Here is a 14,938-nt window from a genome sequence, read left to right on the forward strand (position 1 = left end):
CTCCTATTCTCTCTTGCCCATCGCTTCAACAATGGCGCTTTTCAGCTTCGCTGGATCGTTCTCGAACTTATACAAGGCTTGAATACTGATACCAGCTGCTTCAACAAAGCTCTCTACTTGTTTGTAACGCGTAACGACAGCTGCATCGGTTTCATCGAATGCTGGGAGCTTCGAGAACATATCAAAAATAAGATCTGTGTCGTGCGCTCGTTTTTCGAGTTTTTTCTCGGTTGATTTATCAGCATTGAAGATCGCTTTAGTAATACCCCAAGCGCCTGCCTTCGATGCGCGATCACGTCCAGCCTGCTTCAAGGATCTGGCAATTGGCATCGCAGCGCCAATGCCTGTTGCTACGATTTTGAGCGGCGTTCCAACTTGTGCTCCTACCCCAGTAAGCGTAGCAATATCTGCGGCAATTTTCGTGAGCTCAAGCCCGATCTGAATAGCGCCACGGTCTGTTCGCTTCACGTTAATTTTTTTCATTTCTTTCGCTAATTCGTATTGAGCGATTTCATCCAGCTGTTGATTCGCTGCTGCAACTTTGACTGGATCTCCGGAGGCAATGTCAGCTTGCAGCTGCTGCTTTTTGGCAGCTAGCTTCGCTTTATCTACGCCCGCATTTCGCGTGTACCAGCGCTTTTCTTTAAGTATATCCGCATACTCGGACTTGCCTTTGAAGTCGCGCTTCAAGGTTGTCATCGCGCTGCGATTGAGTCCTGCTTTAATCACATCGATCGTTTTGATCGCAATTTTCACACCGCTTACAGCAATACTCACGCCTGGTATCACAGAGGTCAAGCTAGCCGTGCTCGTCTCCATGATCTCCATGATGCCCTTCGCCACTTTAATACCGGATTGCGCTGCTTGGATCGCATTGCTAATCACGTCAATAACGCCTCTTGCCGTTTCGGCCTTATTGAGACCGCCATTTTCCGAATGCTTGCTGTACATATCGTAGATGGATTTAACAGCCATGATCGTATTTTTGACTGCGGAGATCGCTTCTGCCACTGTGCCAGAGTAATCACTGACGGAGGAAGAGGCACCTACGCCTTTGGCATGCCCCGTTGATTTGGCAGATTTGTCTACTAACCCAGCTGAGCCGCTGACCATTTTACCGCCTGACTCAATCATCGTTGAGCCCGTGCCTGCATATTGCCAGCGTTTGTTATGCCCAGTTCGGTTGGCATCTCCAGATACCGAAAGTGTCTCTCTGATCGCACTCATGATTTGGAAAGGCCCGCTCACGAGATCTGCAGTAGAAGCAACTGCTCCCATAGCAGCTGACTGCTCCGCTGTTCTCGTATCCTTCGTTTTATCATAGGACTCTTTCAAATCATCAGAGCGTTTGCCAAAGCTATCGGAGAAGGTTCCGCCAACACCCGATGTCATGTCTGCATTATCCTTTGTGTCGTCACCCGTAGGATGCAAGGTAGAAGCAGAAGGTATCACTGGTGTTTGCACTGTGGGTGCCGGCGTTTGCACGGTAGGTGCTGGTGTTTGTGTCGTTGTTGTGGTGGTCGGCGCTGGCGTTTGCGTCGTAGTTGCCGTCGGCGCTGGCGTTTGTGCTACGGTAGATGCCAAAGGCTGTGGCGGTGCTGCAGTCCCTGACCTGCGTCGGTGGAAAGCAACGGTAGGCGCTGGCACAATCGGCACCGTTTGCGTACCCGGAACTGTACGCTGGATGAGCTGATTCGCATAAGCTTGCGTAGCGCGATTACCCACCGTACGCTGCATCTGCATGAAGATATTCGTCCCAGGTGACATTTGTGATGCAACAGTGCTTGGCTGTGACGTTGGCGACTGCTGTACCTGCTGATGCGAGGTGCTCGGCTTTTTGGTTAGGGACTGTCTTCCTTGTGGCATCCGTCCATATCTCCTTTATGGGATAGAATTACGCTACTTACCGCCTCGTTGCTGAACAACATGGGTTAATTCGTGACCAAGTAGTTCCTGCCCCTCACGCGTATCCGGGTTATAACGGCCTTCCCTGAAAAACACATCATTCCCCGTTGCAAATGCCTCTGCACCTAAAGAACGGTTAATCTTGGACGACTCTGAATCATTATGTATATTTACGTTGCTAAAATCGGTCTTAAACGCCGATTCCATCTTCGCTTGAATGCTTGCATCCATTTTGCTGCCGCTGCCTTGCTTCGCTTTAATTTGCGACTCAATCCCAGCATCCGCCTCAAAGCCACCTTCCGACGATGACTTCATCTGCAGCTCTTCTTCCTCCGACTCCCCGCCTTCTGAGCGCTGGATCGACTCTGAGGATGGCTTCATCTGCAGCTCCTCTTCCTCCATCTCGCCGCCTTCTGATCGCTGAATCGACTCTGAGGATGGCTTCATCTGCAGCTCCTCTTCCTCCGACTCGCCACCTTCTGAACGCTGGATCGACTCTGAGGATGGCTTCATCTGCAGCTCCTCTTCCTCCATCTCGCCGCCTTCTGAGCGCTGAATCGACTCCGTGGATGGCTTCATCTGCAGCTCCTCTTCCTCCATCTCGCCGCCTTCCGAGCGCTGGATAGACTCCAAGGATGGCTTCATCTGCAGCTCCTCTTCCTCCATCTCGCCGCCTTCGGAACGCTGAACATCTGGTCCAGAGGACGCACTCTGAGCTGCAATATGGTCAGCCGCTGCCTTCCCCATTTGATCGGCCTCTTGCTCATACGCATCACCAGCTGGACCAACCGTCATTTTCGTCTGAATCGTCAACATATTCCCCATAGCACGATTGCCGATGGCCCGTTGAATATTCATCAAATCAGATGATACCGGTGTATTCGGTTTATTGACTTTATTCGTATGCAAAGAAGAATCTGGTTGCCGGTTAATATGGGATTTTTGCATGGCATAACCCTCCTAGCGAGCTTTTGATGGATGCATTCATTCATGGTTTGCACTTCTACATGTCCGTCCCTGGTGCAAGAAGTCTATCTATTTACTATATCACAACGCTATGAAGCGGAGTTTACTATTTCATAGGAACACGATCCACAAGAAGCACAGCAATATCATCGGATTGCACGGCGCCGTCTGCGAATACGTCCACATCCTGCACCATCTGTCCAAGCAATTGCTCCGGCCTACTCGCTTGTTCCCTCACTAATACATCTTTGAGCCGAGCAAAGCCATATTGATCTTGAAGATGGTCCTCTGCCTCCGTAATGCCATCTGTGTACACAACGAGACGATCTCGTAGACCTAACATAACTTCATTATCCATATACAGCATATCGTCCATTACACCAAGCGGGAGTCCTTTTTTGCCTTTTAAAAGCTCAACATCACCGCTTGCCCTTACTATGTAGGGAGGACAATGACCGCCATCACTATAGAGAAGCTGACCTGTCACCACATTCAAAACCCCGCAAAAAATCGTCGCAAACATCGTCGAGTCATCCTTGTAGAGCTCTTGATTGACCTCAGTCAGCAGCTCACCTGGTGTCAAGTCGGCGGACATTTTACCTTTGAGCAACGTCATCGTCACCGCCATAAATAAAGCAGCTGGAATCCCTTTGTCGGAGACATCGCCAAGCACGAAAAATAAACGATCTTCATCAATTCGAAAATAGTCATAAAAATCGCCGCCAACTTCCCGCGCTGGTCGAATAATCGCCTGCGCATTCACATGGGCTGTTGCCCCTTGTAAGCTGAAACTCTTACGTGGTAGAAATCCCATCTGGATGTCTGTTGCGATGCGCAGCTCGCTTTCCATGCGTTCCTTCGCAGCTGTCGTTACTTTCAAGGCATGGATGGACTTCTCCAGCGCATCGTACAGCATCGCGTTTTCTAAAGCGGCTGCCGTTGGCGAGGCGATCGATTCCAGCAACTGCAAGTCTCGATCCGTGAACGGCGCATCGCCTCGTTTGTTCAATACCTGCAGCACGCCAATGATTTTTCCTTTGCTGACTAGTGGAACACAGAGCATATTGCGGGTTGGATAGTCGACACGCTTAGCGACCTTGGACGACCAGCGTTCATCCCTTGCGGCATCGTCAATCTTGACCGATTTCCCCGTCTGTGCGACCCACCCTGCGATGCCTTCGCCGATCTTGAGGCGGATTTCACGCACCTCGTCCCCTTTTGCACCAAGCGCAAGGTCAAAAAACAATTCACCCTTCGCCTCATCGACCAAAATGACAGAGGATGCTTCCGCATTCATGATACGGGAAGAAGTTTCCATGATTTTGACAAGCAGGTCCTGTTTGCGAATGGTCGAGTTTACTTCCAAGCTCACATCAAAAAGCTGCATCGTCCGCTGCAGCTCCAGCTCCGCTGCTTGCCGCTTTCGATTGCCCAACTGCCACTGGATGACTGCCACAATACAAAGGATTACAAGCACACCCGCTACAACATCCATCCAGTTCAGCTCCTTTATTTAATGGCGTTAACGGCTTCTTCTTCCGTCTCATACAGCTTAAAAATGCTGCTAAAGCCCGACATATCAAAAACTTCCTTCACATGCTCATTCATGTGAGCCAGAGCAAGCTTGCCCTGAATCACCTTGACCATTTTGGCAGCGGATAGCAAGCTTCTAAGCCCTGCACTGCTGACATAATCCAGCCCTTGCAGATTAAAAACAAACTTGCCGTTGCCCTGCTCAACCAGCTTGGCAAAAGCGGATTCTAGACTGGCGGATGTATTGCCATCCAATCTGCCTTGTAAGCTTACTACCACGATGTCCCCTTGCTGCTGCTCGGTAATGTTCATGAAACACCCTCCTCTTGGATACGATTTTTCTTCATTAGGAGTACATTCTCCTCATTCAAGCGCTCATAGCGCAGCTCATCCATAACCTGTCTGACAAAATGGATACCGAGCCCGCCGATACCGCGCTCCTCGACGCTTAAGTCGGTGCGTGGGCTGGATTTTAACAGTGGATTAAAAGGAATGCCGCGATCGGTCAGACAAAGCTCCCAACCATCTGCCACCTGCCCCACATCCAGCCTAATCGTATGCAGGCCCGTTTCCTCTGCTGGGTAGCCATACAGAATGATGTTCGTCACAAGCTCATCGCAGACCAAGTTGATTTGAAACAGAGACTTCTCGTCTATGCCGAGGGTCTCTGACAAGCCTTGGATAAAGGCAGCTAGACGTTCTAGCTCTTGTAAATCGTTGCTCAATACGATGGACTCAATCTGCAAGCGCGATCACTCCTACGACATTTTCAACAGCATGTTCTCCAACAATCGGACTCTAGCACTCGAAGCGTGAAGCATCCCGATGCCGATCTCCGGATACAGTCTCACTAAACGAGACAAACTCTCCCCTTGCAGGGCAAGGACACGTACCTCGTCAAATATCACCTGTGCGGTAACGGATGATGGAGAGCCGTCCAATGCCGTCGTTTCACCAACCGCTTGCTTAGGTCCCAAAACGCCGATCGTTGATGTTTCTCCCACACCTGTCTCATTGCTGAGCTCTACATGCCCCTCAATGAGGAGATACATGGCCGCGTTCGGTTCACCCCGTCGTAATAGATAGGTTAAATCTTCATGGACTTCTTCCGTCGCAATGCCCGCGATTAAGCCTAGCTCATCCACGGACAAGTCGGCGAATAAGCTAACCTGCTTCAAGAAGATGACTTTATCCAGCATCGTTAAAAATTTGCGTTCTTCCTTCATATCTGCACGCTCCAATGCGCTTAGTGCGTAAATGGAAATATCTTTGAGCCAGTTATCTGCCCAAGTTGTTGCCTCTTGCAGCAGTTGCAGCGGTTGTAATTCCTCCACAACGTGGGCCTTGCCATCTTGCTTCAACTGGTCTAATAACGCATAGGCCAACCGGCGATCGCCTAACCCTTCCGCAAGGACCTCCAAGCCGTTCTCACGTAGTTCAACGTTCTCGTCTTGAATCGTTTCGCGCAGTGTCATAACGATGCGCTCATCGACGAGCTTCGCCATAACGGACCATGCCGCGTCTATGAGCGCATCATGCAGCTCTCCGCAGCGCTCCTTCGCCAGTTCCGCGAGCCCCATCAGATCAAGCTTCTCGAGCGCAGTAGGCAAGGCGCGCTCCTGTGTCGAAGCTTGCAGCCGCTGTACGCACAGCTCGATAAGAAGCGAATGCAGCCTGCCTTCATCCAACAGCTCAGCAAGCGTGGTTACGACGGCATTCCAAATGAATGGATTCGGATGCTGGCTGTACTCCAGTAAGGTTGGCAGCGCCTTATCTCCCATGTCCAACAACGCTTGCAGAATCGCTTTGCGCAGCTCTTGATCCGCCATTGTGACCATGCCAAGCATAACCGGGATGGTTTCCACAAGCTGCAGCTTACCGATACAATGCGCAGCCGCAACCTTCACGGCAGGACGCTCCTCATCCAGCAAAGACACAACCCAAGCCGCATACGATCCCAGTTTCAGATCGGCTACCGTATGGCAGCCATATACCGCCCATTCGCCGCCGGTATCCAGCATTTTAATGATCGCCTCGTCACAGGCCGCGAAGCTTTCTTCACTTTCCAGTGCATACAGAGCTTTCACGCCCTCGTGCACAACCTTCGGATGACTATCCAGCAGCTTCACACGGATAAAGAAATGAGACTGACTTTTCAGATGGACCGCCTTGGAAATTAGTTTCACACACTCAGCGCGCACCTCCGGATCCTCATCCTCCAAGAAGGAAGCGACCTGCACGAGATCTTGAATCGTGGCACCCTGCAAGTTCATCGCACGTAATACGGCAATGCGAATCCGCGAGCTCTCTTCGCCAATCATCTTAATTAAATGCGGCAGGAATGCGGAATCCTTGGCTTTACCGATTATTTCTAAGGCGAGTTCTCGCACATAATCATTCGGATGTTTCAAATAGTCTAGAATCGCCGACAAAGCTTTGGAGCTTCGTATGCCCCCAATAAAGGAGCCAGCGATTTCGGATAAATCGCCGTGTAATGATTGTACGCTTTTGACCAATTCACGAATATAAAGGTTTCGCCCGAACCAAGCCACAACGACCAGAATGCCTGCAATCACCACGGCTACCCATGCCAACGGTGACAATTGAAGGAGTCCAAACGAATGCAGCATAGAGAGGAGCGACCCGATCAGAATCCCGCCAGAAGCAGCAACCCCCTGTGCAAAATAACGGTAACCATCCCGTTTGGAAATGGGCATCATTTTAAAGAAAAGCTGATAACACGGCTCTGCAATGTAATACAGCAAAATATAGAACACCGCATACGACCCAGAAACCATCACCAATCCTAGCGATTGATGCATGAATAACGCCGTCAGACCAAAGCCCCCAAAGAAAATAACAGTGATGGCTAACAGCATATTGCTGGCACCTAACCAGTTCATCAAGCGAGTGGATACCGTTTGTAGTAATAAGCAGAACGTAAATTGAATCGCCGTAATTAAGCCATAGAAGGAGGTTAAATCACCTTCATTAGAAAACTTATACTCCGCAGCCGTAAAATATTGATACTCCATCATAAAGTATACGGCTGGCATGAGCGTCATCAGGGCGACCGCACACAGCAGGAACGGACTTCGCAGCATTTGCTTGGCATAATAGCCAGATGACTGCTGCTTCTCTTCCTCAGTAATGGAGACTGGCTGCGCCGTCGTCTTCAGTCTCTTATCTTCCTTCAAGGTAAGCGGCACTAAATATCGCATGAGTGCTCTGCGGAAGAAAACGAACCCAAACACCATAAGTATAGGAGCAAGAGCATACACAGCTTCTGTGCCAAGCAGCTTTCCTAGCTGATGCGCCAGCAAGCCTGCGGTAATGCCGCCCGTCGTTGTAGCCGCGATAAACATCGGCATAAGCCGTTTCGCCTGTTGGGTCGGACACAAGTCAAAGGCTGTGCTCCATAAGAGCAAGGTCAACTGTCTCACAACGAAATTCGAAGTCAGAAAAAGTATCGGATAGTAATAGCGATAATCGATGCCCCCTAGCTTAAATCCAAGCAGTACGGCACCGTTCAGAAAGAGCAGCCCCATCAGTATGAGGTATAGCGTACTCATCATCTTGGCCTTCGGCAGTCTGTTCGCCAGCTTCGCCAGGAGCCAGCCTTCGAGCGGCATAATAGCGGCTTCAACCATATAAATATAGGGCAAATATTGCACGCCGAAGCGCTGATTAAAAAGTGCCATGAACGCAGTGTAATTCAAGGACTCCGCTATGCCGCTAAAATAAAAGATCGGCAGCATCATCCATAGCTTACGACTGTCTTCTGTGCGCAGCCCCATCCACCCTTTTAAGGTTCCTTGCATATCATCAGGTCCAATCTATTAGTCTATCTGTCAAGGGGACAGTGGTTTATAAAAGGCTAATCTAGCTTCACCTTCATAGTAATAATTCGGATACATGCCGATTAATTCGAATCCGTTGGCTTTGAACATCTTTTGAATCGGGAGATATTCAGGCAAATCACATGTGTAGGTTAAAATGTAACGGCCTTTCGCAGTACGGGCGAACGTTTCTAACGCGTTAAATAACACCTTGGCAAAGCCATGTCTGCGATAATCTCGGTGGACAGCTAAGTAATCCCAGAGAAAGCCTCCGGATTTATGCTCATTTTCTTTGCAGCTAGTGACCGCAATAATGTCGCCAGCCTCGTTCTCAATAAACCAATGCTGGTGATTGCGCTGCGATAAGCTAAGCCTCGGGGCTTGACGGAAATGCTCCAACTCGCCTGGCGTATGTCTCTGATCATCGAAGGAGTCGGGGGATAAATAAAAATCTGTAATCCGCCTAGCATCCTTCTCGGTTGTCAATTCATTTACAGTCAAATTACTTACCTGCATACAACATTCACCTCATTAAGAAACAGATAACGTCCCATTCCAATCACCTGTTGTGCCTTGCCCAAAATATTCATCACACATATAGAAGTACAACTGTGCTGCTTTGTCTTGACGGTTTTGCTTAAGAACCATTAAGAATGCTTCACGCGCATCATAGAACCGTCCAACCTGATAGAATGTAACCGCCTGCTCGAACAGCGCTTTCGTCTTCTCTTTCAAGGCGCGGATGTTATCCGCATCCCCCTGATACACATCGAACAGATGAAGCGGTTCCTTCACCCCATCTACTTGGATCAAGCCAAGATCGCGATAGAGGAAGTCCGATGGTCTTTCCAAGGACTTAATGACCGAATCCGTGATCAGAATCGATGACCCTAGCGGTTCCGTCATTTTCTCTAGCATCGTCGCCAGGTTTACACCGTCGGAAATCACATTTCCTTCCAAACGCTGCTCCTCCCCAATGATGCCTAAACGAAGAGGCCCCTTATGTAACCCAATGCCGAAATCAAGCGGTGTATAGCCTACACTCAATCTATGCGAGTTGTAGGTATCTAGCTCCTTGCGCATTTCAACACAAGCTAAAAGCGCTTCATCTGTCTGATTCGGGAATAGCGCCATGAAGCCTGCGCCCAAATATTTATTCATAAGCCCTTCATGCTTGCGGACATACGGTCCAAATCGTTTCAAGAATGAATTTACGAAATTGAAATTTTCTAATGGTGAAAGCTTTTTGGATAATTGGTAGAAGCCTCGGATGTTAAAAATGAGAATGGACATGTTCTGCTCAACTTGGTCGCCAAGCTCGACATCCAGAATGCTGTCTTTGTTTAAGAAGCGCAAAAACTGCTGTGGAACGAATCGATAATAGGATTGGCTGAAATTCTCTACCGTGGTGATGTAATCGCGAATCCGAGCTGCCATCGTATTGACACTGTCGCCCAGGTCCGACACTTCGTCCCGGGTATTAATCTTAACGACCGTATCCCAATTGCCTTTGGCAATTTCGCCTACGCTTTTGCTCAGTTTGCGAATAGAAGAAAGAAGAACATAGGTCATGATCACAAGCACGATCAGTAAGCCAATTGAAATGAGGGCAATATTGCGAATAATCGAGTTAAGGACCGATTGACGATGCTTCAATATGCCATCTAGATTCTTACTCGTTTCGAAGACACCGACAATTTTACCTGCCGAGTTAAAAATAGGTGCGATGGCATAGCGCCATTCCCCGGAGAAATCCTCCCATTGGCCTGTTGCCGGCTTGCCTTCCAAGACAACCTGTTGATTCTCAGGTGTTTGCTGGAATGGATTAAACATATGCATGCCGTCATCGTCTTCTAAAATACGATAAATGACGCCATTCTCATATTTGTAAACGGCCTTGTAAAAGCCTTGATTATCATCACGCGCGTTATTCTCGAAGACGGATTGAATCTTCTTGCGGAATGACTGATAAATAGGACCTTTATACTCCAAAGGAGAGGTGAGACTTTCCAGCTTGTCGCCATCTACTAGGTTTTGACCATTTTTGGCAAGTAAAATCAGCTCACTGAACGTCTCTTCTTCCATTTTTTTGGAAAAGCTATTGTAGATTACGGTAGATAGAAGAATCATAGAAACGGCAATGACCGGGATTAAAATGAAAATTTGCTTCACCATCAGCGGCAGCCGGCCCTTAAGCAGGTTAATGAAAATGATTCTGATGGCATAGAGCACCAGTAAAATAAATGCCACAGCGATCGACCACACCAGCCATGCATGGTTTTGAGCAGACGGACTATATCCTGCTTCAATTAAAGAAGGTGTGATTGTGCCATCCGGAAGTCGCCGATTAATTTGTGCAGATTCTACAATAATGAGACTGCCATCTGGGCCAATACTGCTCGCTGTCGTGTCAAAAGCAAGCTCCACACCACTGGCTTTTGCCTTCTCATCGTCAACAAGTCCTTCCAGCACATAAGGCTGTTTAGGATCAAGTCTAGTAATCATGCGCGTGTTAAAATCAATAAAAATTAATCGTCCCTGATCGTCCAAATGCAGACTCTCTGGGAAATTGCGCCGTGTGCGATCCAAGCCCGGGACTGGATATACAAGCTCAGAGCGTCCTTCGCTCAAAGCACGATAAATCTCCCCACTTTGCGTGGAATAATAAATCTCCCCTGGCTTGTAACCATCGGCTTCTGAAACGTATTTATTGTCCGGAAGCTTAATCGTATACAAGAGCTTAGGCTCTGCCGTAAAACCATTGCCAACTGGTGTTTCGTATAAAGATAAATTTTTCACTTCATCGTTAAAAAAGTACAGATTACCTTCGTGCACCTGCACGTTGCGCAAGGAGCCAATTCGATATCTTTTGGACTGGGTATCCCCGTATTCCTGTGTAAACAAGCTGCGATCGAATGCACCGTCTGGTTTATAGCGGACTATTTGCTCCAATTTCACATTAATTCCATATGGATCTAACAGTGTTCGAATCGTATACAAATAACCCTGTTCATCGACAGCCATATCGTTAAAACGGTACACTTCACCGTTCTTTCCAGTTTCACTAGTAATCGAGAACTGGAGGATGCCTTGAGCATCCAGCTTATGGATCGTTTTCTTGGCATTATCGATGACGAATAAGTTGTTCTGTGCGTCTGAGATGGCCTTCGATAGTCCGTCGAAAGGCATGCTTTTTTTCCCTGGCCACAGTTGGATGCTATCTCGGTGTGCACCAAGATAAGTCCCTGCAGCACCCAGAAGCAGCAGGACGAGCAGCAATGCCGCAATCGATTTCTTCATCGCTTGTTATCTCCTCTTAATTGGTAATCTGAATGATTTGCATAGCTGCGTTCCAGTCGACACTTAGGCCTAAGGACTCGGAAATGAACCTTAACGGCACATAGGTCCTACCATCTAGCAAAAGGGACGGTCCATCTATCTGTATAGGCTGGCCATCTATATAAGCCGTCGCTTGATTAATAGAGCTTGTTATCGTTGTATATTCCGTGCTCACCGTGACTGTAAAGCTCTCAGGATCCCAATCTACCGCCGCCCCAAACGATTCGGAAACGGATCTAATAGGTAAATATGCTTGTCCATTTATTATAACAGGCGGAGCCGTAAATTTAATAGAAATATTGGAAGAAAGCACGTTTTCTGCCGAAAGAGGTTGGATTGTGGCAGATAGTTCAGCGCCTGCTCCGTTAGGCAGATCAGAAGCCGCAGGGATGGACGTTATGCTTGCTAAGCTGGCAGCGATTTCTGCTAGTTCCGCTTGCTCCTCCGGGGCATACTTCGCTTTTTCTTGAAGCTGCAGCTCGCCTAGCAGCTTCTCGATGTGCTGTTCCAGCTGCGCTTGTACGGCCGTGTCTGCTGGCAGCTCCGCCAGCAATACCTGTACAGCGTCCAGCTTCGCGAACAGCGCTGTTTTGTGTGTCGACAGCTTCGCTGCGTCGACGGCCTCGAGCGAGCGGGTCAGCGTAGCCACCCGCTCGGTGTCCTGCTGCGCCTGCGCTGCGCTCAGCGCAGCTTGCAGCTTTTGCTTCGCTGCTTCGAGCGAAGCCAGACCCTCGGATGCGCCCGATTGCGCATCCGCGAGCTGCGCCTGCGTCGCGAGAAGCTGCTGCAGCAAGGCTGCAGCGGCTTCGGGCTCGCCGGCGGCGAGGGCTTGCTCCAGCTTCTCCTGCTGGAGCTGGGCTTCGGAGGCCAGCAGGTCCTCGCTGGCCTGGTCGTTGGCGGCGGGGGTTCCATCGCCGCCACTGCCACCATCGCCCGGCTCAGCCGGCGATGCTTCCTCGGACAGCGCTGCGATCAGCGCGTCCGGGTTGTTCACCAGCGCCATCTGCGAGAGCGCTGCCTTGGTGTCGCCTTTGAGCATCGCCTCCAGCATGCCAAGCTGGGCCTGCGCGTCTTTGATCTGCACAGCGAGATCCGCGATCTCGTTCAGCTTCATGGCCGCTACAGCCGCATCTTTGGCAGCTTCCAACTGCACAATGTCTTGCTTTAGCGTATCGATCTTGCCTTGCAGCTGTGCCGGTGTCTCTAGCGAAGCAATCGCGCCCGGCTCCTTGATTTCCACGGTTACCTTGAGTGCATCCACGGCTTCTTTAGATAAGACAGCTGAACTTGAAGGGTTCGTTAAAGCTTCAGGATCTAAAGCATCATCCATCCCAATCCATGCAGCGCCTGGCGCATCCGATTGATACACCATGCCTTGCCCCGATGACGCCATCGTTGCTGTAGCTGCATTGAACGCTTCTGACGTCAACGCTTCCAGCTTCACTTTGTAGGAACCGATAATGACTGTTCCCAAGCCTTCCTCGTCATTGGCGGAGCCATCACCTTCTCCACCATTTTCAGAGTTGTCATCCGTTCCGCTGCCGTCGTCACTGCCAGTGTCACCGCTATTGCCGTTATTGCCGATGCTTCCATCCGAGCCTGCTTGTCCATCCGTACCGCCACTTCCGCCAGCACTTCCAGGACTCGCCCCGCTGTCCGCGCTTGGATCCACTAACTGCCCTGTACTTCCTTTGCCATCTAAAGGCAAAGTCTGAATTCCATGCCCCTTCTTATACAGCACGACCTTCAGCTGATCGATTTGACTAAATTTCAGCGATAAATTCCGTACCGGCTTATTGATTTTCGTCCGCTTTCCAACGCGCTTGCCGTCTTTCGTAAAAACAGCATATTCCGTTGCGCCCAGCTTCTTGCTCACGCTAATGCTGAAATCGCTAAGCAGTTGTCCAACCGCTGGCTTAAGCTTCCACGTGCCAAGTGGCGCTTTGGGCTTCTGCGGCTTCATCGGAGACAATCCATCATCGAGATCACGATACGGCAAAATTCCTTCGCGAAGCGTACGATTAACAGCTCCGCCTGTCGCTACATCGAGCTTGCCAAGAGCTGTTTTGTATCCAATTTGCGCTGCCAAAATTTGTTGATCCGCCTGCTCTACCGCATCCTTATAGGCCTGAAGCTCCTCGGATTTCATCAAGCTCAGCTTCAGCTTTTGATTCGCTTTGGACAGATTCGTTACCGCATTATCCTTATCACGCAAAGCCTGCGCATAGCCTTCTTCGGCTCCCTTGGCTTCCAAAAAAGCTTGCCGAATATCGGCAATCACAGCGTTACGACTTTCTTTTTCCTGAAGCTGCGCCTTATTCTGTTCCATGGTTGCTAGCGGCAACGCATTCGTCAGATCGTCCAAATAGCGCAGTCCATCAAATTCGCCTTGCAGCAGTGATTTCGGAATTGGAATGAACCCCAGCAGCATAAAAAATCCCTGCCAATCCTCTTTCACCTGTGCCAGCGTTTCATCGTAACTCGCTTGAAAAAGCTCCATATCGATCTCTTGCTCTTTGAATAACCCATCCATCACCCGCATGCGGGCCGGACCGAATTTTCCGCTGTATAAATTACGAGTCGTATTCAGCTTTTCATCCGCCAAACGGCGAGTCTCCGTATCTCTTAGCAGGCTTACTGTCGACTTTTGACCCATTGCTATATAAGTAGGAAGCATCCGCTGGTTCAAATCCGCATAATCCGGCTGAAAGGAAAGCTCCACTTTATTTTCCAAATCAAGTTGCAGTAGTTTGCCTAGTGCTAATCGGCTCGATTTCGCCGTCAGCTGCGCTTGTTTGTAGTCGGATGCGGCCTTTTCTAACGCTTTCTCCACTTTATCTTGTTCCGCAGCATCTGCGAGATTGTATTTTCGTTTCTTTTTAACCGTATCGACCGCAGCTTTGGCTTCCTCGTATTTCTTTCGGGAGCGCTCTTCTGCAGCAGCATCTTGGTAGGCCGTTAAATAGCTTTTTTCGATATCATAACGAGCAGAATTCGTCCCTTGCCGCAACGTTTCTTGAGCAAGAAACAGCTGTGACCGGGCATCTGGCACTTTCAAACGCGTGCTTATATCCTGACTTAAATTATGCGGCTTTGCGAATAAGCCTGAGGCTTTGGCCTCTTCATTGTTCACCGTATGCTGCGCTTGCTCCAGCTCGATCTTTTTCTTCAAAACTTCTGTTCTAGCGTCACGCAATTGTGTGCTCTTTTTGAGCCCCTGATTAACAGCCTCCTGCAAGGTCAATGCCTTGACTACAGCGGCTTCTGCCTGAACGCTTACAACTATGGCTGAGGATGCCACCAATATGCCTGCAAGTCCTATTTTGACCATATTCAAACCAATCAGGATAAACCCC

9 protein-coding genes are annotated in these 14,938 nt (G+C 49.4%); all 9 read right to left on the reverse strand.

The annotated features are described in order from the left end of the window. Positions 1-3 precede the first annotated feature (3 nt). The 9 genes from AC58UX_RS12280 to AC58UX_RS12320 all read right to left on the reverse strand — a co-directional run bounded on the left by AC58UX_RS12280 (position 4) and on the right by AC58UX_RS12320 (position 14,913). Positions 4-1,866, reverse strand: coding sequence for a hypothetical protein (locus tag AC58UX_RS12280; protein WP_497252899.1), 1,863 nt, complete (start codon positions 1,864-1,866; stop codon positions 4-6). A gap of 33 nt (positions 1,867-1,899) precedes the next feature. Beyond that, complete coding sequence (locus AC58UX_RS12285) at positions 1,900-2,853, reverse strand: eCIS core domain-containing protein (protein WP_497252901.1); 954 nt, start codon at positions 2,851-2,853, stop codon at positions 1,900-1,902. 124 nt (positions 2,854-2,977) lie between these two features. Then, positions 2,978-4,366 carry a PP2C family protein-serine/threonine phosphatase gene (locus AC58UX_RS12290; protein ID WP_497252903.1) on the reverse strand — a complete coding sequence of 463 codons (1,389 nt, stop codon included), beginning with the start codon at positions 4,364-4,366 and terminating at the stop codon, positions 2,978-2,980. Between the two features lie 14 nt (positions 4,367-4,380). Further along, positions 4,381-4,716 (reverse strand): STAS domain-containing protein, encoded by a 336-nt coding sequence (locus AC58UX_RS12295; protein ID WP_497252905.1) that lies wholly within the window; start codon positions 4,714-4,716, stop codon positions 4,381-4,383. Then, the gene (locus AC58UX_RS12300; RefSeq protein ID WP_497252907.1) at positions 4,713-5,150 is read right to left on the reverse strand and encodes an ATP-binding protein; all 438 of its coding nucleotides are present in this window, start codon (positions 5,148-5,150) and stop codon (positions 4,713-4,715) included. The genes AC58UX_RS12295 and AC58UX_RS12300 overlap by 4 nt, the downstream gene beginning before the upstream one ends. A gap of 12 nt (positions 5,151-5,162) precedes the next feature. Further along, a complete protein-coding gene (locus AC58UX_RS12305; protein ID WP_497252909.1) occupies positions 5,163-8,225 on the reverse strand; it encodes an MFS transporter in 3,063 nt (1,020 codons plus the stop codon). 30 nt (positions 8,226-8,255) lie between these two features. Then, on the reverse strand, positions 8,256-8,759 hold the full coding sequence (locus tag AC58UX_RS12310; protein WP_497252911.1) for a GNAT family N-acetyltransferase: 504 nt from the start codon (positions 8,757-8,759) through the stop codon (positions 8,256-8,258). A 15-nt stretch (positions 8,760-8,774) separates the two neighbouring features. Next, entirely contained in the window at positions 8,775-11,543 is a 2,769-nt protein-coding gene (locus AC58UX_RS12315) for an adenylate/guanylate cyclase domain-containing protein (RefSeq protein WP_497252913.1), read from the reverse strand. Positions 11,544-11,559: 16 nt separating this feature from the next. Further along, on the reverse strand, positions 11,560-14,913 hold the full coding sequence (locus tag AC58UX_RS12320; RefSeq protein WP_497252915.1) for a stalk domain-containing protein: 3,354 nt from the start codon (positions 14,911-14,913) through the stop codon (positions 11,560-11,562). Positions 14,914-14,938: the final 25 nt, after the last annotated feature.

It is taken from the genome of Paenibacillus sp. J22P90 (assembly GCF_059692195.1).

Excerpts from the sequence above, each read along its gene's own strand:
- AC58UX_RS12280 (WP_497252899.1), bottom strand. The coding sequence starts at position 1,866 with ATGCCACAAGGAAGACAGTCCCTAACCAAAAAGCCGAGCACCTCGCAT.
- AC58UX_RS12285 (WP_497252901.1), bottom strand. The coding sequence starts at position 2,853 with ATGCAAAAATCCCATATTAACCGGCAACCAGATTCTTCTTTGCATACG.
- AC58UX_RS12290 (WP_497252903.1), bottom strand. The coding sequence starts at position 4,366 with ATGGATGTTGTAGCGGGTGTGCTTGTAATCCTTTGTATTGTGGCAGTC.
- AC58UX_RS12295 (WP_497252905.1), bottom strand. The coding sequence starts at position 4,716 with ATGAACATTACCGAGCAGCAGCAAGGGGACATCGTGGTAGTAAGCTTA.
- AC58UX_RS12305 (WP_497252909.1), bottom strand. The coding sequence starts at position 8,225 with ATGCAAGGAACCTTAAAAGGGTGGATGGGGCTGCGCACAGAAGACAGT.
- AC58UX_RS12310 (WP_497252911.1), bottom strand. The coding sequence starts at position 8,759 with ATGCAGGTAAGTAATTTGACTGTAAATGAATTGACAACCGAGAAGGAT.
- AC58UX_RS12315 (WP_497252913.1), bottom strand. The coding sequence starts at position 11,543 with ATGAAGAAATCGATTGCGGCATTGCTGCTCGTCCTGCTGCTTCTGGGT.
- AC58UX_RS12320 (WP_497252915.1), bottom strand. The coding sequence starts at position 14,913 with ATGGTCAAAATAGGACTTGCAGGCATATTGGTGGCATCCTCAGCCATA.